General features: G+C 45.0%; 20 protein-coding genes and 1 other annotated feature. Of the genes, 5 read left to right on the top strand and 15 right to left on the bottom strand.

Annotated features, from left to right (window positions below):
• Positions 1-238: 238 nt before the first annotated feature.
• From cheZ to ACL9RG_RS02085, 15 genes are all read right to left on the bottom strand, one after another.
• On the bottom strand, positions 239-883 hold the full coding sequence (gene cheZ, locus ACL9RG_RS02155) for a protein phosphatase CheZ (RefSeq protein WP_422790912.1): 645 nt from the start codon (positions 881-883) through the stop codon (positions 239-241).
• A gap of 8 nt (positions 884-891) precedes the next feature.
• Positions 892-1,281: a chemotaxis response regulator CheY gene (gene cheY / locus ACL9RG_RS02150; protein ID WP_422790911.1), complete on the bottom strand. Its 390-nt coding sequence runs from the start codon at positions 1,279-1,281 to the stop codon at positions 892-894.
• Positions 1,282-1,335: 54 nt separating this feature from the next.
• Positions 1,336-2,385 carry a protein-glutamate methylesterase/protein-glutamine glutaminase gene (locus ACL9RG_RS02145; protein ID WP_422790910.1) on the bottom strand — a complete coding sequence of 350 codons (1,050 nt, stop codon included), beginning with the start codon at positions 2,383-2,385 and terminating at the stop codon, positions 1,336-1,338.
• Positions 2,382-3,254 (bottom strand): protein-glutamate O-methyltransferase CheR, encoded by an 873-nt coding sequence (cheR, locus tag ACL9RG_RS02140; RefSeq protein WP_422790909.1) that lies wholly within the window; start codon positions 3,252-3,254, stop codon positions 2,382-2,384. The genes ACL9RG_RS02145 and cheR overlap by 4 nt, the downstream gene beginning before the upstream one ends.
• Positions 3,254-3,709, bottom strand: coding sequence for a methyl-accepting chemotaxis protein (locus ACL9RG_RS02135; RefSeq protein WP_422790908.1), 456 nt, complete (start codon positions 3,707-3,709; stop codon positions 3,254-3,256). The genes cheR and ACL9RG_RS02135 overlap by 1 nt, the downstream gene beginning before the upstream one ends.
• Before the next feature lie 210 nt (positions 3,710-3,919).
• Complete coding sequence (locus tag ACL9RG_RS02130) at positions 3,920-5,608, bottom strand: methyl-accepting chemotaxis protein (protein WP_422790907.1); 1,689 nt, start codon at positions 5,606-5,608, stop codon at positions 3,920-3,922.
• Positions 5,609-6,119: 511 nt separating this feature from the next.
• Entirely contained in the window at positions 6,120-6,920 is an 801-nt protein-coding gene (locus ACL9RG_RS02125; protein WP_422790906.1) for an ABC transporter ATP-binding protein, read from the bottom strand.
• A 15-nt stretch (positions 6,921-6,935) separates the two neighbouring features.
• The gene (locus ACL9RG_RS02120) at positions 6,936-8,654 is read right to left on the bottom strand and encodes an ABC transporter permease subunit (RefSeq protein ID WP_422790905.1); all 1,719 of its coding nucleotides are present in this window, start codon (positions 8,652-8,654) and stop codon (positions 6,936-6,938) included.
• A gap of 705 nt (positions 8,655-9,359) precedes the next feature.
• The gene (cheW, locus tag ACL9RG_RS02115) at positions 9,360-9,857 is read right to left on the bottom strand and encodes a chemotaxis protein CheW (RefSeq protein ID WP_422790904.1); all 498 of its coding nucleotides are present in this window, start codon (positions 9,855-9,857) and stop codon (positions 9,360-9,362) included.
• Positions 9,858-9,895: 38 nt separating this feature from the next.
• Positions 9,896-11,968 carry a chemotaxis protein CheA gene (gene cheA, locus ACL9RG_RS02110; protein ID WP_422791169.1) on the bottom strand — a complete coding sequence of 691 codons (2,073 nt, stop codon included), beginning with the start codon at positions 11,966-11,968 and terminating at the stop codon, positions 9,896-9,898.
• 16 nt (positions 11,969-11,984) lie between these two features.
• Positions 11,985-13,076, bottom strand: coding sequence for a flagellar motor protein MotB (gene motB, locus ACL9RG_RS02105; protein ID WP_422790903.1), 1,092 nt, complete (start codon positions 13,074-13,076; stop codon positions 11,985-11,987).
• Positions 13,073-13,960 carry a flagellar motor stator protein MotA gene (gene motA / locus ACL9RG_RS02100; protein ID WP_422790902.1) on the bottom strand — a complete coding sequence of 296 codons (888 nt, stop codon included), beginning with the start codon at positions 13,958-13,960 and terminating at the stop codon, positions 13,073-13,075. The genes motB and motA overlap by 4 nt, the downstream gene beginning before the upstream one ends.
• 181 nt (positions 13,961-14,141) lie before the next feature.
• The gene (flhC, locus tag ACL9RG_RS02095; protein ID WP_422790901.1) at positions 14,142-14,741 is read right to left on the bottom strand and encodes a flagellar transcriptional regulator FlhC; all 600 of its coding nucleotides are present in this window, start codon (positions 14,739-14,741) and stop codon (positions 14,142-14,144) included.
• Between the two features lie 4 nt (positions 14,742-14,745).
• Positions 14,746-15,090, bottom strand: a complete 345-nt coding sequence (flhD, locus tag ACL9RG_RS02090; protein WP_422790900.1) for a flagellar transcriptional regulator FlhD — start codon at positions 15,088-15,090, stop codon at positions 14,746-14,748.
• A 1,224-nt stretch (positions 15,091-16,314) separates the two neighbouring features.
• Positions 16,315-17,151, bottom strand: coding sequence for an SDR family oxidoreductase (locus ACL9RG_RS02085; protein WP_422790899.1), 837 nt, complete (start codon positions 17,149-17,151; stop codon positions 16,315-16,317).
• A 531-nt stretch (positions 17,152-17,682) separates the two neighbouring features.
• Positions 17,683-17,806, top strand: a sequence feature (His leader region).
• Between the two features lie 103 nt (positions 17,807-17,909).
• On the opposite strand from ACL9RG_RS02085, the gene hisG reads away from it, so the two are divergent.
• Genes hisG through hisH form a run of 5 tightly spaced genes read left to right on the top strand, consistent with a single transcriptional unit; the run spans position 17,910 to position 22,970 of the window.
• A complete protein-coding gene (hisG, locus tag ACL9RG_RS02080) occupies positions 17,910-18,809 on the top strand; it encodes an ATP phosphoribosyltransferase (RefSeq protein ID WP_422790898.1) in 900 nt (299 codons plus the stop codon).
• Between the two features lie 3 nt (positions 18,810-18,812).
• The gene (hisD, locus tag ACL9RG_RS02075; protein WP_422790897.1) at positions 18,813-20,141 is read left to right on the top strand and encodes a histidinol dehydrogenase; all 1,329 of its coding nucleotides are present in this window, start codon (positions 18,813-18,815) and stop codon (positions 20,139-20,141) included.
• The gene (hisC, locus tag ACL9RG_RS02070; RefSeq protein WP_422790896.1) at positions 20,141-21,316 is read left to right on the top strand and encodes a histidinol-phosphate transaminase; all 1,176 of its coding nucleotides are present in this window, start codon (positions 20,141-20,143) and stop codon (positions 21,314-21,316) included. The genes hisD and hisC overlap by 1 nt, the downstream gene beginning before the upstream one ends.
• On the top strand, positions 21,313-22,380 hold the full coding sequence (gene hisB, locus ACL9RG_RS02065; RefSeq protein ID WP_422790895.1) for a bifunctional histidinol-phosphatase/imidazoleglycerol-phosphate dehydratase HisB: 1,068 nt from the start codon (positions 21,313-21,315) through the stop codon (positions 22,378-22,380). Before hisC ends, hisB begins: the two co-directional genes overlap by 4 nt.
• Positions 22,380-22,970 (top strand): imidazole glycerol phosphate synthase subunit HisH, encoded by a 591-nt coding sequence (hisH, locus tag ACL9RG_RS02060; protein ID WP_422790894.1) that lies wholly within the window; start codon positions 22,380-22,382, stop codon positions 22,968-22,970. Before hisB ends, hisH begins: the two co-directional genes overlap by 1 nt.
• Positions 22,971-22,972: the final 2 nt, after the last annotated feature.

Genomic DNA, 22,972 nt, shown 5'->3' with positions numbered 1-22,972 from the left:
AAAAAGTGTGCTGTCTCATGGCAAGAACAAAGGGGAAAAGAGGCGTTTATTTATGGAATAGACTCATTGAGCATAACGAGTGCTCATTGAGGAAAATTTTAATGGCCGATGATGATAGATGAAAGTCATGCCTGCGTGGGCAATGTTTTAATGTAAACATCGCTCACGCAGGCAACGGCAAGGTAATCTCAACCTGCACTTGAGGAAGAACTTTCAATCAAACTCACCGCGTCAAAAATCAGAAACCCAGGCTATCCAGCAAATCATCAACCTGTTCCTGACTCGCCACAACACCGACGCCATTCGCGTCGAGCTGAGGGCCGTTAAGCAGGCTATTATTTTCGTTTTTGGATTTTGCTGGCTGTTCCGGGATGTTCTCCATGATCATCATCAAGAGCTGAGTTTCAATCTCCTGAACCACGGTCATCATACGTTTGATTACCTGTCCGGTCAGATCCTGGAAATCTTGCGCCATCATGATTTCAAGTAACTGGGCATTCGTAAAACTGGTATGCCCAGGAACTTCTTTCAGATAACGGCGCGTATCACTTACCAGTTCACGAGCGTCTGATAATTCAATCGGGTTGGCGAACCATTCATCCCAACGCCCATCTAGTTTTTTGGCATCGGCTTCCAATTGGTTCTGACGCGGCTGTGCTGCTTCAACACAATTCAATGCACGTTCAGCTGCTTGCGCTGTCATGGTAACAACGTAATCAAGACGATCGCGAGCATCAGGAATCGCTTCCGCCGCTTGCGCAATTGCCTGATCCAAGCCGAGTTCACGCATGCTGTCTCGCAACATGCGCGTCAGTTGGCCGATCCGGGCGATAATATCGCCCGGGTTTGCTGCATCTGATGCAGGCATTGGTTGATGTGACATAAGCGCTCCTACATGCCTAGTTTTTCAAATATCTTGCTCAGTTTTTCTTCCAGAGTCGCGGCTGTGAATGGCTTAACGACATAACCACTTGCCCCAGCCTGAGCGGCCGCTACAATATTTTCTTTTTTCGCTTCAGCCGTTACCATTAGTACCGGCATCTTACTTAACGCTGCATCGGCACGAATGGTTTTCAGCAAATCAAGGCCGTCCATATTCGGCATATTCCAGTCGGATACCACGAAATCAAAACTGCTTGCACGCAGTTTGTTTAACGCATCCACACCGTCTTCCGCTTCTTCAACGTTGTTAAAACCCAGTTCCTTGAGCAGGTTTCTGATAATTCGACGCATAGTAGAAAAATCATCCACTACCAAGAATCTTAGATTTGTATCGGCCATTTACTGTTGCTCCTAATTGGTATTATTCGGTACTACAAACGCAGTACTCATTAATTAAATTCGTAATGCTTGCCCGGAAGAGATCTGGGCCAACATTCGCTGACTCATCTGACTGAGATCAACAATTTCGCTTACGCCACCTGTAGCGATGGCCTCACGAGGCATACCGAACACCACACAACTGGCCTCATTTTGCGCCAAGGTATAAGCACCAGCTTTGTGCATTTCTAGCATGCCAGCAGCACCGTCATTACCCATTCCGGTTAAGATTACTCCAACGGCATTTCGCCCGGCGAAATGTGCCACAGATCGGAATAAAACATCCACAGACGGACGATGACGGTTCACTGCAGGTCCATTATTTAACTTAACTTGATAGTTCGCTCCGCTTCTTGCCAACTCCATATGTAGATCGCCCGGTGCAATATAAGCATGCCCCGGCAGAACACGCTCACCATCTTCGGCTTCTTTGACGGTTATCTGACACAATTTATTCAAGCGGTCAGCGAAAGAACGTGTAAATCCTGGTGGCATATGCTGAGTAATCATCAGCGCGGGACACGTTGGCGGCAGCGGTTGTAACACATGGCGAATCGCCTCGGTTCCCCCGGTTGACGAGCCGATCGCAATAAGCTTCTCGCTACTTAATAGCGGCATATGGCTTAGTATGCGCGGCTGCTCTTGATTGAGAGGTTTATTGATACGCGCTTTCGCAGCAGCACGTATTTTATCCGCGATCATCTCACTATAAGCTAACATCCCTTCGCGAATACCTAACTGTGGTTTAGTGACAAAATCTACTGCCCCTAATTCCAGCGCACGCAGCGTAATCTCCGAGCCTTTTCCTGTCAGAGATGACACCATAACCACCGGCATTGGACGCAAACGCATCAGCTTTTCTAGAAAATCCAAACCATCCATTCGTGGCATTTCGACATCAAGAGTCAGCACCTCAGGATTGAATTTCTTAATCAAGTCGCGGGCAACTAACGGATCCGGCGCGGTAGCAACCATTTCCATATCTGAATGACTATTGATAATTTCAGTCATTATCTGGCGCATTAACGCCGAGTCATCGACACTCAACACTCTGATTTTGCTCATTCCCTTTCCTTAGACAGCCCATATACTGTCTGGCCCCGTAAATAAAAATCACGGTTAATCTGGCTAAAGTTCTCCGAATGCCCGGCAAACATCAGTCCTCCGGGTTTAAGCAACGGAACGAATCGACGTAATATCTTTTCCTGTGTTTCTTTGTCGAAATAGATCATCACATTACGACAAAAAATTGCATCAAATGGACCATTCAATTGCCACTGTGCCGCCAGCAAATTAATCTGCTGGAACACCACCATTTGCGCCAGTTCTGGGCGGACACGAACTAATCCCTGATGTGGCCCCGTGCCTTTGAGAAAGAACTTTTGCATCTGCTGGGCACTTAACGTACGCAACTCTTCTTGGCGATAGACGCCCGCCACTGCTTTTTCCAAAACCTGAGTATCAATATCGCTGGCCTGTATTTGGCAGCTTGATACACGCGGCCCCAGCGCTTCGCTTAGGGTCATAGCGATAGAGTAAGGCTCTTCACCGGTAGAAGCTGCTGTACTCCATACTTTGTAGTTATTCGGGCGTGAACGAGCATGTTCTGCCAAAATAGGAAAATGGTGCGCCTCGCGAAAAAAAGCCGTCAAATTGGTGGTAAGCGCATTGATAAATGCCTGCCATTCGGCGCTGTTAGGATCGTGTTCCAGCAAGGCCATGTACTGCCCAAAATCATCCATTCCTAAAATGCGCAAACGCCGCACTAGGCGGTTGTAGACCATCTCTCGTTTATGCGCGGCCAGCACGATACCAGCACGCTGATAAATCAGTTCGCTAATACGCCGAAAATGCACATCAGACAGCGGTAAACGCTGCATCATTTGCCCTATTGTCGCCGGGTCGAGATGTTTATTCGAATTCGAGTTGGGCATTAATAAGTTTCCCAATTACCCGCGATCTGGCTGTTTTTATGCTGTAATAACGATGTAACGTTATCACTTGCAACTTGAGCAACCTGGCGAGGCGTAAAAGTTGAAGAGTCTCTTGCTTCAGCATGTCCCGTTAAACGAGATGAGGAAACTGAGCGTGTGAGATTCGCCGATTGTTCTTCAAGAGCCAGGGACACGGTTGCGCTATCTTGCACTAACTCGATATTCCGTGATGCCACTTGATGAATCATTTCTTTTACGGCTTGTGCACTACGTTGTGTCAAATGACGTACCTCAGCTACTACTGAAAAACCGCGCCCTTGCTCACTTGCAGGAGTACCCTCAACCGGCATACCTAGCACCAATTTGTTGAGTTTATATACGCTGCCCACCTGCATCACAAAGAACGCCAGTAGTATTAAAAACAGGCACGAAGACACACGAATGTGCTTAAACATGAGTTGTTCCCGTCAAAGCCAGCTGTACTGGCTAATTTTAAGCGACACACAGGCTTTCAGATGAAAGCCTGTTATACCCGTCATACTTGATGTTGCCTCTGCATTGGCTGCATTTGCTTACCCGAATCACTTACCTTAGTAAGCTCATCGGGATGCACTCCTTTGCCACCTTGATGCAACACCAATTATTTAGGGTATAAAAATCAAAATTTAAAAAGTTTCCCAGTTATCGTTAGAGTTGCCGCTAGGTAAGTTATTTTTAGTGCTCTGATTTATTGCTAAATTAGGCGTTAATAGTGGCAATGTTTTACTGGAAGTGTTTTTCGCGACTGTCGCGTGCTGACTTAAACGGAAAGTCGCAACGGATTGGGTCAGCATACTCGCTTGATCTTCGAGCGCAGCAGCAGCAGAAGCGGACTCTTCGACTAATGCGGCGTTCTGCTGCGTCACCCTATCCATTTCGGTAATCGCCTGCGCGACCTGCTCAATACCCCTGCTCTGCTCGTCAGATGCCGAGGTAATCTCACCCATAATATCTGTCACATGAGTTACCGCACTGACCATATCAGCCATGGTTTCACCAGCACTTTCAGCCAGTACCGAGCCTGTATTGATCCTGCTAACGGAATCATCAATCAATCCTTTAATTTCCTTAGCAGCCTGTGCGCTACGCTGCGCAAGACTTCTCACCTCGCCGGCTACCACGGCGAAACCTCGCCCTTGTTCTCCGGCACGAGCAGCTTCAACCGCAGCATTCAGCGCCAGGATGTTAGTTTGGAAAGCGATACCGTCAATCACGCCGGTAATATCAGTTATCTTTTTCGAACTTGCCGCTATATCGCTCATGGTATGCACAACGTTAGCGACAACTTTGCCACCTTTTTGCGCAGTTTCAGATGCGTTTAGCGCCAATTGACTTGCCTGGCGAGCATTTTCAGCATTCTGCTTAACCGTCGCCGTTAGCTGTTCCATACTGGCTGCAGTTTCTTCGAGCGCCGATGCTTGCTGTTCGGTTCGTGAAGAGAGATCGCTATTACCCATCGAAATTTCACTCGCCCCGCTGTAAATCGCATCAGCGCCTTGGCGAACACCAGAAACAGTTTGAATTAACTCAGCTTGCATATGGCGTAAGCTTTCCGCCAACTCACCAATTTCATTGCTATTTTTGACTTCTATGTGTTGAGTCAAATCACCAGTAGCGATGTGTCTAATACTATCGACCAAAGCGTGGAGTGGGCGCACCAAGATGGCCTTAATTCCCCACCAAGAGATGGCAATACACAGGACTAAAAGCACAGCAATTACACCGAGCACCCAGAGTGATTCGACGTAGGAGGAGCGGTTGGCATCTACCGAGTGTGCATATAAGCGATCGTTTTGATCGATATAGCTAACAAAGGCTTTTTCAAATTTATCTTGATGGCCTTGTGTAGGCTGATCCATGAATTCTTGGAGTTTTCCTGCATCGAGAAATACGATTAGCTCAGCTAATGCCGCATGCAGGTCTTGATAATGTTTTTTGACATCTTCGGTGTATTGCGGATTTTGTTGTGCATCAAGAGGAACTTTTAAATATTGCTCGTAATGCTCATTTGCAATTTGCAGGTCCTGTTTCGCGAGTTGAGTCAGATCTTTAAGTGACGCGCCTGCGCTACCCCCATGATCCCTGTCTAAGATAAAGCGTAAACCAGCACGGTTTAACGTATTACGAGTCTGTAGCAAGTAAATCCAACTCGCATTAAGTTCAGTTTGCTGCTGACGAATGTATTGTGCGGAGATAAAATTATCTCTATCGACTTTTATTGATTTGAAGAATAATCCGCCAGATACCAGTTGAAGCACGGTAAAAACCACTAGTAGAAGTATAACTCCTGTTACCACTCTCATACGGTTAAACATGTTATTCCTTTGTTAAGAAATTACTTACCTATGAAAGTTATCGGCAGGTATGGCAAAGACTTTATAGCAATCGACTGAAGAAAAGCGGATGGGCAACGGTGACTTGCAGGTGAAGTGTTGACAACACATCACATTGCTATTCATGACCGACTCGATTCTTCTTAGATTTTTTGGGCGGTAAGTCAATGGAAACACGGTGTGGCGAGGCTAAGCATTTATTATAATGCATGTATTTATTCTTAGAAAAAATTATCTTCTGGTGTCGATATTTTTTTGAAAAAAGGCATAGATTGAAACCTTACAAAAACGTCCTCTCCTGTAGTTACTAACAAAAAGTAGATTTTAAAATCACATGACCTTGAAGTGATTGAATCATTTTCAAGAAACCATAATAAATCCGTCATAATATTGTAAATAAGCCTTGCTCAGATATGAAAAATACCCGAACAAAGCTTTATTTTATAGATCTCAAATTAATGTAAAAAACTATCCTTTGTCTTAATAAAGCATATTAATGTGCATAAGCATCCCGCTTCGCTTGGGAGATTTTTTTATAAAGTTTGGAGCTCACTTCAGAAATCATCAGTTCCATATTATTCTTATTACGGTCCTCACGAGGTATCGTGATAGCAATATCATCGCTAACTAATTTGCTGCTAGCATCAAGAATAACGACACGATCTGACATCATGACTGCTTCTTCGACATCGTGAGTTACCATAACCATTGCATTAGTGCTAATTTTCTTATGTGTCCAAATATGCATTAAATCTGAACGCAGTTGCTGAGCTGTAAAAATATCCAACGAAGAAAATGGCTCATCTAATAATAACACTTTCGGTTCTACTGCTAATGCTCGAGCAAAACCAACGCGTTGACGCATGCCGCCAGATAATTCCCGCGGCCAATTTTTCTCATAACCGGTAAGACCGATTAAACCTAATAGCACTCTAATTTTTTTATCGATTTGTTGTGTCGGTATATTGCGAGCAATTAAACCAAAAGCAATATTATCGTAAACATTTAACCAAGGATAAAGGGCGTAGGATTGGAATACCATGCTGACATCCTCACAGGGACCAGTAATAGGTTGTCCCTCCATTGTCAGCGTTCCTAAATCAGGGAATACCAATCCGGCAAACATTCTTAATAAAGTAGATTTACCCGCGCCAGACTGGCCCAAGATAGTGACCAACTCACCTTCTTTAATATCTAGGCTTGTGCCTTGCAATACCGTTTTTGTCGCTTTATCTTCGCCAATGAAGCTTTTGCTGACTTGTTTTGCACTTAAAATAGTTTTTTGGTTTTTCATGATGTTATCCCCAGATTAATCGTATTTGAATTTTGATGCAGCGCGGTATAGCGGCTGCCAGACAAAAATGACGCACAAAGCAACTAACCCACACATCACGGCACAACCTAATGCAGCCTCAGGGTTTTTACCGGCGTTAGTTGATATTGAAATAAAGGCACCAAGCCCTGTCGAGCTAATAGTGTTACTTCCCCACTGGATCACTTCAGCTGCAATCGCACTATTCCACGCACCGCCTGCGGCAGAAATAATGCCGGTAACGATATATGGGAAAATGGCCGGTAGCATATACAAACGCCACCATTTCATCCCCTTCAACCCAAAGGTTTCACTCACTTCAGTAACTTGCGAAGGGATAGCTGTCACACCGGCAATCACGTTAAATAAAACATACCATTGAGTGCCGACCATTATCATTGGGATCGCCCACCAGCCTAATTGCTGATGATAAGTGCCAATAAAGATCGCAATAACCGGGTAAAAAACGTTCGTCGGGATAGCGGCCAGAATCTGGATAATAGGCTGGAAAAATCTCACTAAACGAGGATTCAAACCAATCCATACGCCAAGTGGTGTAAAGATCACAATACTCAATACCATTGCCGCCACGACGCGAGCCGTTGTCAACAACACCCACTTTGGCATCATTGAGAAATACTCTTTTGGAAAATATTCCCAAAGCTCATGGCCAAGACGTACTGCACCAATAGCAATGCCGAGATACCAAAGGCTTGACCATAGCCAGTTGACTTTACCTGTCAGTTTGAAAATACGATGCAATTGCAACCAATACCAAACATTAGGTAGCTTGAAGAGCCAGAAGTTAGTCATTCTACGTAAGATATAACCGACCGCAGCGCCAACATTTGATAGTGCCAAGCAAGTGAAAAACCACGAGGTTTCTTTAGCCTGAGTGGCAACAGTATCTTCATACTTAAAACGGCGGGTGTAACGCACCAAAGGACGGAAGATGAGTTGGTCTAAGATAACAATATTGACCACTAATGCGAGGATGGCGAATAAGATAGCGTGTGTATCTTCTTTAGCCAAAGCTTCGGCGATATAGGAGCCGACGCCAGGTAATTCAATGGATTTATCTTTTACTGGGATAGCTTCTGAGGCAACCAATGCAAACCATGCTGCAGCCTGTGAAACCATGGTATTCCACAGTAAACCAGGAACCGAGTACAGGAACTCCAAACGCCAGAAACGTTGCCAGGAGTTATAATTAAAACTACGCGCAGCCTCATCCAACTCACGTGGAACAAGAGTTAACGTTTGATAAACAGTAAGTGCCATATTCCATGCCTGACCAGTAAAGACGGCAAAAATAGAAGCACACTCCAGTCCCATTACGCTATGTGGGTAAAGCCCTAAAAAATAAACAGTCGTGAAAGTTAAAAAGCCAACTAATGGAACAGATTCCATAAAGTTAACGAAAGGCAATATAACGCGGCGCATCGGCGTATAACGTGCTGCTAATACACCAGCAACGATCGCAAATAATAGCGACCAAGCCATACCAACCATAAAACGCATTGTGGTACGTAACGAATAATAAAACAAATTACTGGTGTCAAGACTGATAGATTCGAAATGATTAATATCGAATTCGCTGTGCATATCTACCCAGCCACGAACAAATAGTATTGCTACAATTGAAAAAATAGCTAATACAATAAAATCATTCAAATAGTGCTTGCGGGACAGCGGAGCACCTAGGTTATTTATCATAATGATAATCCCATAATTCTTTGCATAAAATATCCGCAGAAAATCGCCAGCAAAAAATCAGCTGGTTATTTTCCATTGATAACAATACGAACCCGTTAGGCTCGTTGCGATAAGCAAGTACCTGTATGGTCTTTATATTTTTTTGGCGACAGGAATTAATGAAGCAGAAGGACGAGGCAACATTTTATTTGATAATACAGCTGTGCTAATGACAGTTGTTTTACAAATAAAGGACCATAACACGCGGATTTCACGAGTGAGTGTCACATTCTATACCAACAGAATGCAACTAGAGATGCATTACTGAATGGTTTTCACTAATTTTAAGCTAAAACTACAACTGTCATCGCCCATATGGCCCTCCTTATTAAATTTGTGGGTGGATAGTAGTCCAACGCGATTAATAAAAGCAAATGCAGAGTTGTGCATAAACTCAGTGCATATGTAACAGAATGAAACCGCAATTTGGCTAATGCGATAATTGATACATTAGATAAATTTAAGTTTTAAAATATTAGAAATATTCTTATTATTCAATAGGTTTTAAAAACACCGCAGATGATTGCTCGACTAATATTTAGCAATCAAAGAACTTTCGTAGCTTATAAAATAAAAAATGGCCGACAAATTCGGCCATTTTTAAGGAAGCGGGTATAAATTACTGCAACAGCGCCTCTGAGTTTGCGACTACATAGCCTGAATCGATTAAGATTTAGCCACGCTATCTACCAACGCCATCTCTTCGCTGTTCAGTAATTTCTCGATATCGACCAAAATAAGCATACGTTCGCCGATTGAACCTAAACCAGTTAAGTACTCAGTCGACAAAGTGACGGCAAATTCAGGCGCAGGACGGATTTGTTCCTGAGCTAAAGACAAGACATCAGAAACACCATCAACAACAATCCCTACCACGCGGTTTTCAAAGTTAAGTACGATCACCACGGTATTTTCATTGTAAGTCACATCTTCCTGGGCAAACTTAACCCGCAAATCGATGATCGGAACAATCACGCCACGTAAGTTGGTAACACCTTTGATAAAGGCTGGGGTGTTAGCGATACGAGTTACCTGATCATAGCCACGAATTTCTTGTACCTTTAAAATATCAATACCGTACTCTTCATCACCTAATGTAAAAATCAGGAACTCCTGACCTACCGTCTCACCTGCCATTTTCGACGTGGTTGCAAGTCCAGTCATGTTATTCACCTTTCAATCAGTCGGCTTAAATTGCCATTTTAAACAACAGCAACGTCTGCTGCGCGTTTATCGCGGTTGAGTGCCTGTAGAGCAGAGACGTCTACAATCAGTGCCACACTGCCGTCACCTAATATCGTTGCAGCAGAAATGCCCGGTATCTTGCGATAATTACTTTCTAAGTTTTTCACTACGACTTGATGTTGGCCAATCAGTTGATCAACCAGCAATGCATAGCGACGTCCGGCACTCTGCAAGATCACAACAATACCTTGAGTCGCGTCAGTTTTTGCTTCTTCAACATCAAACACATTGTAGAGTTCAACCAATGGCAGATATTCGCCTCGAACTTGCAATACTCTCTCGCCACCCGCTAATGGATGCAGATCTTCTGCCAGTGGTTGCAACGATTCCATGACGGCATTAAGAGGCAAAATAAACACTTCCTCTCCGACTTTTACCGACATGCCGTCCAAAATCGCTAGCGTTAGTGGTAATAGGATACGAATTGTCGTGCCCTTACCTCCTTGTGAATGAATCTCAACGTGGCCACCCATCTCTTGGATGTTACGTTTCACCACATCCATTCCCACTCCTCGGCCTGAAACGTCAGTCACCTTCTCAGCCGTTGAGAATCCAGGAGCAAAGATCAGCATTCCGACCTCTTCATCGCTCATGTTCTCATGGACATTCATACCTTGGGAAAGCGCTTTAGCTAAAATACGTTGGCGATTGAGACCCGCACCATCGTCAATAACATCAATGCAGATGTTACCGCCCTGATGCTCTGCCGAAAGTGTCAGATTACCGACGGGATTCTTGCCAGCCGCAACGCGGTCTTCAGGTATTTCGATTCCATGGTCAAGGCTATTACGTACCAGGTGCGTTAATGGATCGATAATGCGTTCGATCAGGCTTTTATCTAGTTCAGTTGAGCTACCGAGCAAAGTCAGTTCAATTTGTTTATTGAGCTTACTTGCAAGATCACGCACCAAACGAGGGAAACGACTAAAGACGTATTCCATTGGCATCATACGAATAGACATGACTGATTCTTGCAAATCGCGTGCGTTACGCTCCAACTGTCCCATACTATTAATGAGATCGCTGTGAGTCGCTGGATCAAGTAACCCAGAACGCTGTGCTAGCATTGACTGAGTAATTACCAGCTCACCGACCAGGTTAATCAATTGGTCGACTTTCTCAACGGCGACACGAATGCTGGTGGATTCTGCTGCTTTTGGCGCACGTACTTTGGCAGGCTCAGCAGGTGTATTAGCTGCCGGTGCAGGTATGACAGGTGCTGCAACCGGTGATTTTTCTTCCGCTTTCGCGTCACTATCAGCGCCGATATTAGCTGGTGCAGAGAGTTCAGAAACGGCCGTCTCTTCATCAATAGCCATTTCATCAACAACAGGTTGGTGCTCAAAGCTGATTTGTTCAGGCTCAAGCACAAAACAGAGTACCGCGCTGATATCCTCTTCGCTAATCGTAGTGATCAACGTAGCTTCAACGCTATTATCTGTTTGCCGCGGATTTTTTACTTCACCAAGATTACCCAACTCTTCCAGCATCAGCGGAATTTCTTGCGCTTTGAGGCCAGATAATCGAATTTGCAAGCCGTCACTCGTTTTCACGCTAGCCGGCGTTTTTTCAGCGACAGGCTGTGATGTCGAGTGCTCATTGGCAATAGCTGCCGAAGCCTGCGCTACAGCATCACCGCCCTGTTGGGCTTCTAACGCGAGCTGCTTCAGGGCTGCGCAGATATATTCAAAGCTCTCTGCATCAGGATCCTGGGATGATTTATAGGCGTCCAGTTGCTCCTGCATAATATCTTTGGTTTCCAAAAACAGGTTGATGATATTGGTGCTGAGGCTCATTTCTGCTCGGCGAGCCCCATCTAAAAGGTTTTCCAGCAGGTGGGTGGTTTCCTGCAATATCGTAAATCCAAACGTTGCCGCACCACCTTTTATTGAGTGTGCTGCGCGGAATATCGCGTTAAGTTGCTCAATATCCGGCGTCTGCGGATCGAGCAATAATAAATGCTGTTCCATATCTGCCAGCAATTCATCGGCTTCATCAAAAAACGTTTGATAAAAATCACTAATATCCATGCTCACGTGATCACCTCTATTGTGAGTCGCGACTTGTCGATGAGGCTGGTGCGACCGTTACCGTAGCAGCAACAGTTGCTTGCACAGCTTTTTCTGCCGCCGGTGGCGTAGTCGGTTTGTCCATCTCGTTATTGGTTTTTGGTGCTGCTTGCGCCGATGGCACAGGCGGATTTTTGGCCGCAGGCGAATTCGTTTGTGGAACAGCAGGTTGCTGCTGATTACCAGGCACCATCTCTTTCAGTTCTCCAGCATCACTGATAGTGATGGCTTCACCTGCACTATTTTCCTGCTCGATTTCTTGTTCTGCATGCTTATTGAGCACCAAGATACTAATACGGCGGTTTACTGCATCGTCTGATGGGCGATCTTTCAGTTTCATGGTTGACCCCATCCCCATGACACGCAGAATTTTCCCTGCGCTTAAACCACCAGTAATCATTTCACGGCGGGAAGCATTAGCGCGGTCGGTTGATAATTCCCAGTTGCTGTAACCTTTCTCACCATTGGCGTAAGGGATATCATCGGTATGGCCGGCCAGACTGATTTTATTCGGAAAATCATCCAAAATTGGCGCTATTGCACGTAGAATATCTCGCATATAAGGTTCGACAATGGCACTACCAACCTTAAACATGGGTCTATTTTGGCTATCAATAATCTGAATTCTCAGACCTTGTTCGCTAAGATTAATCATCAGATGTGGACGTAATGCGCGTAGTCGCGGGTCCGAGATCAGGACTTGTTCAAGTTTTTCCTGCAATCTTTTCAGATCACCAACATTTTGCATGTCACCTTGTGACTGCATCATCTTGTGTACTTCACCCTGCTGCTGGCTAGGATCATCTCCACCACCAGGGATAGGATTAGTTGCATCGCTGCTTCGTGGTCCGCTAGTCAACGCGACTTTTAACGGGGTACGGAAATACTCAGCAATTTGTACCAACTCTTTCGGACTTGAAATAGAAATCAGCCACATCACTAAGAAAAAGGCCATCATCGCCGTCATAAAGTCAGCATAAGCGATCTTCCATGTACCGCCATGGTGGCCGCCACCGTGCTTATTCTTCTTTCTTCGTACAATGACGATAGGATGACTTTGATGCTTCATACGGTCTCTTCTTCGGCTTGCGTTTTCGGAGACTTCACTTGACGAACATGCTCTTCAAGCTCAATGAATGATGGCCGTTCTGAGGTATAAAGTGTTTTACGACCAAACTCGACGGCAATTTGCGGTGCATAGCCATTCAAACTTGAGAGCATCGTGACCTTGATACACTCCATCATTTTCGTATTTTCAGCACTCTTTTGGCGTAACAGTGCCGCCAGCGGCGAAACAAAACCATAGGCCAACAGAATACCTAGGAAGGTCCCCACCATCGCATGAGCAATCAACGCCCCGAGTTCAGCAGCAGGTCTATCAGCCGAAGCCAATGTATGCACGATCCCCATTACTGCGGCGACGATACCAAAAGCTGGCAACGAGTCGCCTAACAATGCAAGGCTATTAGCAGGCACCTCATTTTCACTTTCAAACGTTTCTATCTCTTCATCCATCAGCGCTTCGATTTCAAACGCATTCATATTCCCGCTAATCATCAGGCGCAGATAATCTGTGATGAACTCAAGGATTTGTTTGTCAGCCAAAATGCGTGGGTAACTTGAGAAAATATCGCTGTCGCGTGGGTTATCGATGTCATTTTCAAGCGCTAGCATCCCCTGCTGACGCGATTTCGCTAACAGGCGAAATAAGACTGCCATCAAATCCATATACATCGATTTGTTGTAACGCGAGGCACGGAACAATTTTGGTATTGCATTCAAGGTGGATTTAATCGCTTTGCCATTGTTACCTACAATGAAAGCACCCAATCCAGCACCACCGATGATCAGAAGTTCTGCGGGCTGATATAAAGCCCCCAGCTCGCCGCCGACCAAAAGGTAGCCACCAAAAACCGCCCCAAGGACCACAATGTAACCCAATAGTACTAACACGTTGATTCCTTTGTTCAAATGTCTGCGGTAGGGCGAGGTCTGCTTGCGGGGATATGTGATAAATATCTTCGGCATAAGTAGGATGTCGAAGAAAAATCAGAATGTTGGCAACAGTGGGCAGTGGAAACACCACCCACTGTTGACTCAAGTCAACATCTGACTCAAGCCAACATTAATCATCTCAAACCGCGCGCTTGACCTTATCGTCCAGCTCTTGAGATGTAATATCGGCAACTTGCGGAGAAAGTTTACGTTTTTTTACCGCGCGTGATGGTGGTTGGCAAAGGCTGCAAACAAAACCATGACGGGGTTGATGTGCGTGAGTAATAAATGAGCCATCACAGCAGTTGCAAGATGATAGTTGCAGCATACCACTGTCAACAAAACGAACTAATGTCCAGGCGCGGGTTAATGCCAAAATCGGGGCCTGCCCTGGTTCTTCAGGACATTGTTCTAAGTAAAGCCGATAAGCTTTAATAACGGCTTCAACGCCATTACAGTGACCACTCTTGAGCAAGAATGTATAGGCGTTAAAGAACATGGAGGAGTGAATGTTCTGCTCCCACGTCATGAACCAGTCGGTAGAGAAAGGCAACATACCTTTCGGTGGAGGACTTCCTCGCAGTTCTTTATAAAGCTTGATTAGACGCCCACGGCTAAGCTGAGTTTCACTTTCCAGCATCTGCAATCGCGCGCCTAAAGTAATCAGCTCCATCGCAAGCTGAATATCTCGAGCTTCCTGAACTATGCTTTTCCCTCCTCCAAGAGGTTTGGCAGACATATCATCAAGCCCTTTTTTTCGCTACACCAGCATCTTTATCTGAAAGCCCTTTGAGTAAATGACTTGAGAGCAGAATCCCAGTATGGATTTGTTGCAAGTCATCAACACGAGAGTCTTGAGTCAAACGCTCAATAGTCTTGTGGCTATCAAAACGGAACTGACATAGTAGTTGATTAGTTTCAGCAAGCTTTACCATTTGCGGCAACGTAAGTTGTCCAAGCGTGTCGGCCATAAGGTCATCAATACCCAGGCGGAACATTGCCGAGGCTTTTTCATCATTAATCAAGCGCTGCGCTAGCAGCAAATATGACAAATTGATGTCATATATATGTTTAAGCAATTCAGACATGCTTTTTACCCCATACCGACAGTCAAGTATTTATGACTGGATGATAGAAGAATCTCCGCCCCGACCGGTTTGGCCCTAATTACAGGGATACTAGATAGCTATCAAAAAAATGAATTAATTTGTTTTGCCCATCTCCTGCTTCGATCTACCAGTTTTTAAATCAAACTGAATCAAAGCAACGAATAGAGACAACCAACTACAAAGTGTATTCCTAGTATAAAAAGTCAAATATAAGACAATGTTATGACTGAATAAATTCAGCAATTAATCATTTAACCAAAGCAAGCGGAACCTATGCTACTTCCAGGCTCGCAACTCGAAATGCTTCCACATAAAATATTAAGATTAATCTTAGGACGACACAACTTTACTCCCTAACCCCGCATAGATACAATCTCGTATTGATCGCAGATTAGCAAAACCATGATCTAGATCACGATTTGAGATTTATCCTATCATCAAAATCATTTTTTTGCGTAAGAATTTAGGGCAAAAAAGTAACATATGTAAAAAAGATCACAAACCTCCTAAAAAAGTCTCATTAACATTCTAATTTTTCAGTTTCTCCTACATAATCAAAACCATCATCCATCAAAAAAGCAATAATCAGCACAAAAAACTAGGCTAATAACAATTAATTTTATTAAAATCTAAAAAACAATAAATTATCACGACTAAAACCATAAAAAAAATCGTCAGAGCCATATAAAATCATTAGATGCCCAGCTAACTTGTTGAGAATATTCTTAATACATGCTCTCAAAGAGTATTGAGATACACAAATAAAAGAAAGTAAAAAGAAAGTAATTGTAACAAAATGTAATAATAAAAGAGATTCTTCAAAATTTTAATATAAATTTGACTTTATTTTTTTATTTGTTTTTTCTTAAAACGATCAATTATCGGCAGTGGCGACTAATACTTTATAGTTATGTATTGATTTTTTTTCATTGCAGCCTGATTTCTTATTACCTAAATAGACGTTAAATAATCATCACGAGGTATTGCGGATTTTTCATTAATTTTGATTATTATTTCGGCAGGGAGATAGTTGATGTTGTATTAATTTACAACGTCACTATATACATCGGAGATTTTTAAAATCATGAGAAGATTAATTCTAAAGGCCAGCATTTTTGCCGCCGGCCTTTTTGATAGTGCAATTATTAATCAATGGTAAATCATCAAGCAGCCATTCCAACCACTGATTAATACTAAGCCGCTTTATAGCATTTGATTTAAGGGCATCAAGGCGGGATCAGGATAGCGATATTCAAACCCTAATTCTTTACAAATCAAGCTCCCATCGACCAACTTGCCACTTGCCCCTCCCGTTGATGCAATAAATTGCGGTTCGGTTAAACCAAGTTCACGTGCAAGCTGAGGATAAAATTTTCGCTTCGCTGGATGCTCTGGTGCACAAAGATTGTATATGTGGCCACCCTTAGGCAAAGTAAGCAACAGTTGTATCGCGGTGATAACATCATCCTGATGAACTAAGTTAACTCCATTGTCGCCCCCCTGAACGTCTGTTTTACCTGCCATGAATCGTCCAGGGTGACGATCTCCGCCAACCAATCCAGCTAGCCGCAATACATCGACCGACGTATTAGGCAAACGGTGGAACCAATTTTCCAACTCTTTCAACACTCGCCCGCTTGGCGTAACGGGTAATAGCGGAGAACTTTCTTTTACTTTCCCTTCGTACTCGCCATAAACGGAGGTGGAGCTCATGAAAATAATGCGGCCTACATTCTTCGCCAGCGCACTATCCACCAGCAGTTGCACTGCATGAAAATAATTCTCACTGCCTTCCACTGTTCTACGTGCAGGTAGCGTAATAACCAACACGTCAACATCTAATAAAATATCGAGGTCTTCGCCATCACATTCTAGTGCGGGGCTAAAAACAAGCTGATAACACTCTACCCCGCTCATTCTTGCCGCCTCAACACCATCTACCGTAGTTTTACTCCCAACAACCTGGTAACCTCTGGAAGAAAGTGCAATCGCTAATGGCATGCCAAGCCAACCCAACCCCACTATTGCAACCTTTTTCATACACGCCTCTCTAAAAATGCCGCCTTGATATACGATATATAGCCAAAAACTTCAACTTGCAGCTAAGCAACAATCGAGGGACAAATCAGTCAGGAACCGATTTGAGCAGCGCTTGCGTTGGGCGGTTAGGATGAGCCAGGCCACTACGGCCAACCCCACTGCAATGTGAAATATGACGGATATACGTTTATATTGTTAATGCGTTAAAGACTCCAATGTATAGTCAATAATGTGCCTAAAAAGCATGTAATGACAGTAAAATTCTAGCAAATCAGTCTCATCATTAATGAAACTAAAGATACACCGATGTATAAGGTACAATCAGCACCACACGACGTTACTGGCCTTTACACTACATTTAAGTAACAAAGAAGAAAAAAAGGTTGCACGACGCAATCCGCTGGTTTAGTTTAATTCACAACTGATTTATAAGTTTTGTGCGCTGTTTTTTACAAGTGTTTAAACACGCAGTTCGCGAAATGTTTCCCCTTATTAAGAGATGACAAAAATGCTTAACGTTCTGTTCAACCATCATCACCATCATCATCCTGACTAGTCTTTCAGGCGATTGGTGCTGGGAGACTTTCGAGATCTTCCAGTGGCGCAGAAGTTAGCAGTATAGCCCCCGGAAGATTTCTTCCGGGGGTTTTTTTATGTCTTCCGGCTAGCAAAACAACATTTTTATAACAAACATCACATCAAACCAATAAGCACAGTGAGCAAGTTAACTCGCTGATAGATAAAGTTACGAGGCCATTATGTTGGACAAAACACGTTTACGGATAGCAATGCAGAAGTCGGGTCGCTTGAGCGATGAATCAAGAGAATTGCTAGCACGTTGTGGTATTAAAATTAATTTACAAGAGCAACGTTTAATCGCTTTCGCAGAGAACATGCCCATCGACATTTTACGTGTACGTGATGACGATATCCCAGGACTGGTAATGGATGGTGTTGTTGACCTGGGTATTATCGGCGAAAACGTATTAGAAGAAGAGTTGTTATCTCGCCGCGCTCAAGGCGAGGATCCACGTTACTTTACGCTGCGCCGTTTAGATTTCGGTGGTTGCCGCCTGTCATTAGCAACGCCTGTTGATTGCGACTATACCGGCCCACAAAGCTTACAGAATTCACGCATCGCTACCTCTTATCCACACTTGCTGAAAAAATATCTGGATAAACAAAACGTCGAGTTCAAATCTTGCCTATTAAATGGCTCTGTTGAAGTCGCACCACGCGCAGGCCTGGCCGACGCCATCTGTGATTTGGTTTCCACTGGGGCAACCTTGGAGGCTAATGGCTTAAGAGAAGTCGAAGTCATTTACCGCTCAAAGGCCTGCCTCATCCAGCGTGATGGCGAAATGCCACAAGAGAAACAGCTGCTTATTGATAAGTTGATGACCCGTATTCAAGGCGTCATCCAAGCCCGTGAATCGAAATACATCATGCTACATGCGCCAAGTGAGCGTTTGGAAGAAATCATCTCTCTGCTGCCGGGAGCTGAACGCCCGACAATTTTACCGTTGGCAGGCGATCAACAACGTGTAGCGATGCACATGGTTAGTAGTGAGACGCTGTTCTGGGAAACAATGGAAAAATTGAAAGCGTTAGGCGCCAGTTCAATTTTGGTTCTGCCAATTGAAAAAATGATGGAGTAAACCATGCAATCGAATGTATTTGGTACTCCAATCAATTGGCAACAGTGTGATGCGGCAGAACGTCGACAGTTACTGACTCGACCAGCGATCTCAGCTTCAGCGACCATCGGCGAATCTGTACGTGAGATCCTCAACCGCGTACGCGATGAAGGTGATAGCGCTCTGCGTGAATTCAGCGCGCGTTTTGATAAAACGCAAATTGATGATTTACGCGTTAGCGCACAACAAATTGAGCAGGCCAGCGCACGCTTGAGCGATGAAGTAAAACAAGCCATGGCGCACGCCGTGCGAAATATCGATACCTTTCATCAGGCGCAGAAATTGCCAACTATCGATATAGAAACACAGCCCGGAGTTCGGTGCCAGCAAGTCACCCGCCCAATTGCTTCAGTTGGGCTTTATATTCCTGGTGGCTCAGCCCCGCTAGTTTCTACCGTATTAATGCTGGCAACGCCGGCGCGCATTGCCAATTGCCAGCGTGTGATGCTGTGTTCACCACCACCAATTGCTGATGAAATCCTTTATGCCGCACAACTGTGTGGCGTCACTGAGGTATATCAGGTTGGTGGAGCACAAGCGATTGCAGCAATGGCTTTCGGTACTCAAAGCATACCCAAAGTCGCCAAAATCTTCGGTCCGGGTAACGCCTACGTTACCGAAGCAAAACGTCAAGTGAGTCAAAGTTTGGACGGCGCAGCAATTGATATGCCGGCAGGCCCATCAGAAGTACTCGTGATCGCCGATTCAGGTGCTACGCCTGATTTCGTCGCGTCAGATTTACTTTCTCAAGCCGAACATGGCCCTGATTCGCAAGTCGTGTTATTAACCCCAGATATAGAGATGGCCAAAGCAGTCAGCGACGCTGTTGAACGTCAACTAGAAAAACTTTCGCGACGTGATATCGCACAACAAGCGCTGGCCCATAGCCGTCTCATCGTGGCAAAAGACTTAACGCAATGTATTGAAATAAGTAATGCTTACGGCCCAGAGCACTTGATTTTGCAGACGCGCAATCCTGAAGACCTGGTCGAGAGTATCACCAGCGCAGGTTCCGTTTTTCTCGGCGACTGGTCACCAGAATCAGCCGGCGATTACGCGTCAGGAACCAACCATGTATTACCTACTTATGGCTATACCTCAACCTATTCAAGCTTAGGTTTAGCTGATTTCCAAAAGCGCATGACGGTACAGCAACTGACACCAACTGGCTTATTGGGTCTGGCAAAAACCATTGAAACGTTAGCACAGGCTGAGCAGCTTACGGCCCACAAAAACGCAGTCACACTTCGTGTTAATGCACTAAACGCAAATGGCCTACAGGAGCAAAAGTGATGAGTGGAAACGCAGGTACTAACGCTAGTGAAAACAATAACGCCAGCGTGAATAATCTTGCACGTGAAAACGTACAAAAGTTAACGCCCTATCAATCTGCTCGTCGTTTAGGGGGTAATGGCGATGTGTGGCTTAATGCCAATGAATATGCGCTAGCAACTGAGTATCAACTTACCCAGCAGAACTTAAATCGCTATCCAGAATGCCAACCGGCTCAGGTGATTGCCCGCTACGCAGATTATGCAGGCGTTCTGCCAGAGCAAGTACTGGTTTCTCGCGGTGCGGATGAAAGTATCGAACTATTAATTCGCACCTTCTGTGAACCGGGTAAAGACGCGGTGCTCTATTGCCCGCCAACCTATGGCATGTACAGCGTCAGTGCCGAGGCGCTTGGCGTTGAAGGTCGCACCGTTCAAGCCAAAGAAGACTGGCAGTTGGATATGCCCGCTATTAGCCAGGCTTTGGATGGGGTGAAACTGGTTTACGTCTGTAGCCCAAATAATCCAACAGGTAATCTCATCAACCCGCAAGATATCCGTGATTTGCTGGAGATGACCCGCGGTAAGGCAATTGTTGCTGTCGATGAAGCCTATATTGAGTTTTGCCCACAGGCTAGCGTTAGCAGTTGGTTGCAAGACTACCCTCACTTAGCTATTTTGCGCACACTATCTAAAGCCTTTGCTTTGGCGGGGCTACGCTGTGGTTTTACCTTAGCAAACGTTGAGCTAATCAACTTATTAATGAAGGTGATCGCGCCCTATCCTTTATCAACGCCAGTAGCAGATATTGCCGCACAAGCGTTAAGTCCTGAAGGGCTGGCAGCAATGCGCCAGCGCGTAGAGTTAGTCAGTGCTGATCGTAGCTGGTTAGTAGAACAACTCAATCAAACTGCCTGTGTGGAACAAGTCTTCGATAGCGAAACTAATTATGTATTGGCGCGCTTTGCCGCCTCCAGCGCAGTCTTTAAATCGCTGTGGGATCAGGGCATTATCTTACGCGATCAAAATAAACAGCCAGGGTTATCCGGTTGCTTGCGTATTTCAATTGGCACCCGCCAAGAATGCCAACGGGTTATTGATGCGTTGCAACCGTTGCCTGGTGCTAGCGATTCAGTATCAACAATCAATCCATCATCTCTTTCGAACAAAAATGCCTCTAGCAAGGAGCCAATGTGAGCCAGAAGTATCTCTTTATTGACCGTGATGGCACCCTGATTTCTGAACCCCCTTCCGATTATCAGGTGGACAGTCTGGGTAAATTAGCGCTGGAACCGGGTGTTATTCCCGCGCTGCTGGCTTTACAGAAAAAAGGCTTCAAACTGGTGATGATCACCAACCAAGATGGACTAGGAACTGACAGTTTCCCACAGGAAACATTCGATCCGCCGCACAATTTGATGATGCAGATCCTGACCTCTCAAGGGATTCATTTCGATGAAATCTTGATTTGTCCGCACCTGCCAGCCGACCATTGCGCCTGCCGCAAACCCAAAACACAGTTGGTGAGTCACTACCTTCAAAGCGGCGAGATGGACGTAGCAAATAGCTATGTAATCGGTGACCGGGAAACCGATATCCAGCTGGCACAAAATATGGGCATTGCAGGCCTTCGTTATCACGCAGACGCGCTGAATTGGCCTGCTATCACCGAGCAATTGACCAAGCGCGACCGCCACGCTTATGTTAATCGCGTTACACGTGAAACTGCTATTGATGTCAATGTCTGGCTCGACCGTGAAGGTGATAGTGTGATCAAAACCGGCATCGGTTTCTTTGACCACATGCTGGACCAGATTGCCACTCACGGCGGTTTCCGTATGAATATCGAGGTGAAAGGCGACCTCTATATTGACGATCATCACACCGTTGAAGATACCGCGTTGGCATTAGGCGATGCGATTAATAAAGCGCTGGGTGACAAACGCGGTATTGGTCGTTTTGGCTTTGTGCTGCCAATGGATGAGTGCCTGGCGCGCTGTGCGCTAGATATTTCTGGTCGGCCACATTTGGAATATAAAGCAGAATTTAGCTATCAACGTGTCGGCGATTTAAGCACTGAGATGGTTGAGCATTTCTTCCGTTCGTTATCCTACGCGATGGCTTGTACCCTGCACTTGCGTACTAAAGGTAAAAACGATCACCACCGCGTAGAGAGTCTATTTAAAGCCTTTGGCCGTACTTTACGCCAGGCAATACGCGTTGATGGCGATACGCTGCCGAGTTCCAAAGGGGTGTTGTGATGGACGTTGTCATTCTTGATACCGGTTGTGCCAATCTTTCTTCCGTTAACTACGCTATCCAACGATTGGGTTATCAACCGAAAATTAGCCGGGAAGCAGAGATAGTCCTTAACGCGGACAAGTTATTTTTACCCGGTGTAGGTACAGCCGAAGCGGCGATGAATCAATTACAAGAGCGGGAGTTAATTGCCTTGATTAAAGCCTGCTCCCAGCCAGTACTGGGTATCTGTTTGGGGATGCAATTGCTCGCTTCTTCTAGTGAAGAAAGCGGTGGCATTGAGACATTAGGCATCATAGAAAAGCCTGTGCAACGCATGCAAGACGTTGGTTTACCTCTGCCGCATATGGGGTGGAATCAAGTCATTGCTAATGCTGATAGTCATCTATTCCGCGGTATTAGTGAGAATGCTTATTTCTACTTCGTACACAGCTTTGCGATGACAATATGTGAAAATACTATTGCGCAAACTGTCTACGGTGAAGCCTTCAGCGCCGCCGTGCAAAAAGATAATTTCTTCGGTGTGCAATTCCACCCGGAGCGCTCCGGTGCTGCTGGCGCACAGTTGCTGAAAAACTTCCTGGAGATGTAACA

Source organism: Rouxiella sp. Mn2063 (assembly GCF_049319665.1).
Taxonomy (GTDB): Bacteria; Pseudomonadota; Gammaproteobacteria; order Enterobacterales; family Enterobacteriaceae; genus JBMOUD01.
This window is presented reverse-complemented; position numbering and strand designations above follow the sequence as displayed.

Excerpts from the sequence above, each read along its gene's own strand:
- ACL9RG_RS02130 (WP_422790907.1), bottom strand. The coding sequence starts at position 5,608 with ATGTTTAACCGTATGAGAGTGGTAACAGGAGTTATACTTCTACTAGTG.
- ACL9RG_RS02145 (WP_422790910.1), bottom strand. The coding sequence starts at position 2,385 with ATGAGCAAAATCAGAGTGTTGAGTGTCGATGACTCGGCGTTAATGCGC.
- ACL9RG_RS02135 (WP_422790908.1), bottom strand. The coding sequence starts at position 3,709 with ATGTTTAAGCACATTCGTGTGTCTTCGTGCCTGTTTTTAATACTACTG.
- cheW (WP_422790904.1), bottom strand. The coding sequence starts at position 9,857 with ATGACTGGACTTGCAACCACGTCGAAAATGGCAGGTGAGACGGTAGGT.
- ACL9RG_RS02085 (WP_422790899.1), bottom strand. The coding sequence starts at position 17,151 with ATGAAAAAGGTTGCAATAGTGGGGTTGGGTTGGCTTGGCATGCCATTA.
- ACL9RG_RS02125 (WP_422790906.1), bottom strand. The coding sequence starts at position 6,920 with ATGAAAAACCAAAAAACTATTTTAAGTGCAAAACAAGTCAGCAAAAGC.
- flhD (WP_422790900.1), bottom strand. The coding sequence starts at position 15,090 with ATGTCTGAATTGCTTAAACATATATATGACATCAATTTGTCATATTTG.
- hisH (WP_422790894.1), top strand. The coding sequence starts at position 22,380 with ATGGACGTTGTCATTCTTGATACCGGTTGTGCCAATCTTTCTTCCGTT.
- hisC (WP_422790896.1), top strand. The coding sequence starts at position 20,141 with ATGAGTGGAAACGCAGGTACTAACGCTAGTGAAAACAATAACGCCAGC.
- cheA (WP_422791169.1), bottom strand. The coding sequence starts at position 11,968 with ATGGATATTAGTGATTTTTATCAAACGTTTTTTGATGAAGCCGATGAA.
- motB (WP_422790903.1), bottom strand. The coding sequence starts at position 13,076 with ATGAAGCATCAAAGTCATCCTATCGTCATTGTACGAAGAAAGAAGAAT.
- hisD (WP_422790897.1), top strand. The coding sequence starts at position 18,813 with ATGCAATCGAATGTATTTGGTACTCCAATCAATTGGCAACAGTGTGAT.
- hisG (WP_422790898.1), top strand. The coding sequence starts at position 17,910 with ATGTTGGACAAAACACGTTTACGGATAGCAATGCAGAAGTCGGGTCGC.
- cheZ (WP_422790912.1), bottom strand. The coding sequence starts at position 883 with ATGTCACATCAACCAATGCCTGCATCAGATGCAGCAAACCCGGGCGAT.
- flhC (WP_422790901.1), bottom strand. The coding sequence starts at position 14,741 with ATGTCTGCCAAACCTCTTGGAGGAGGGAAAAGCATAGTTCAGGAAGCT.
- ACL9RG_RS02120 (WP_422790905.1), bottom strand. The coding sequence starts at position 8,654 with ATGATAAATAACCTAGGTGCTCCGCTGTCCCGCAAGCACTATTTGAAT.
- cheR (WP_422790909.1), bottom strand. The coding sequence starts at position 3,254 with ATGCCCAACTCGAATTCGAATAAACATCTCGACCCGGCGACAATAGGG.
- cheY (WP_422790911.1), bottom strand. The coding sequence starts at position 1,281 with ATGGCCGATACAAATCTAAGATTCTTGGTAGTGGATGATTTTTCTACT.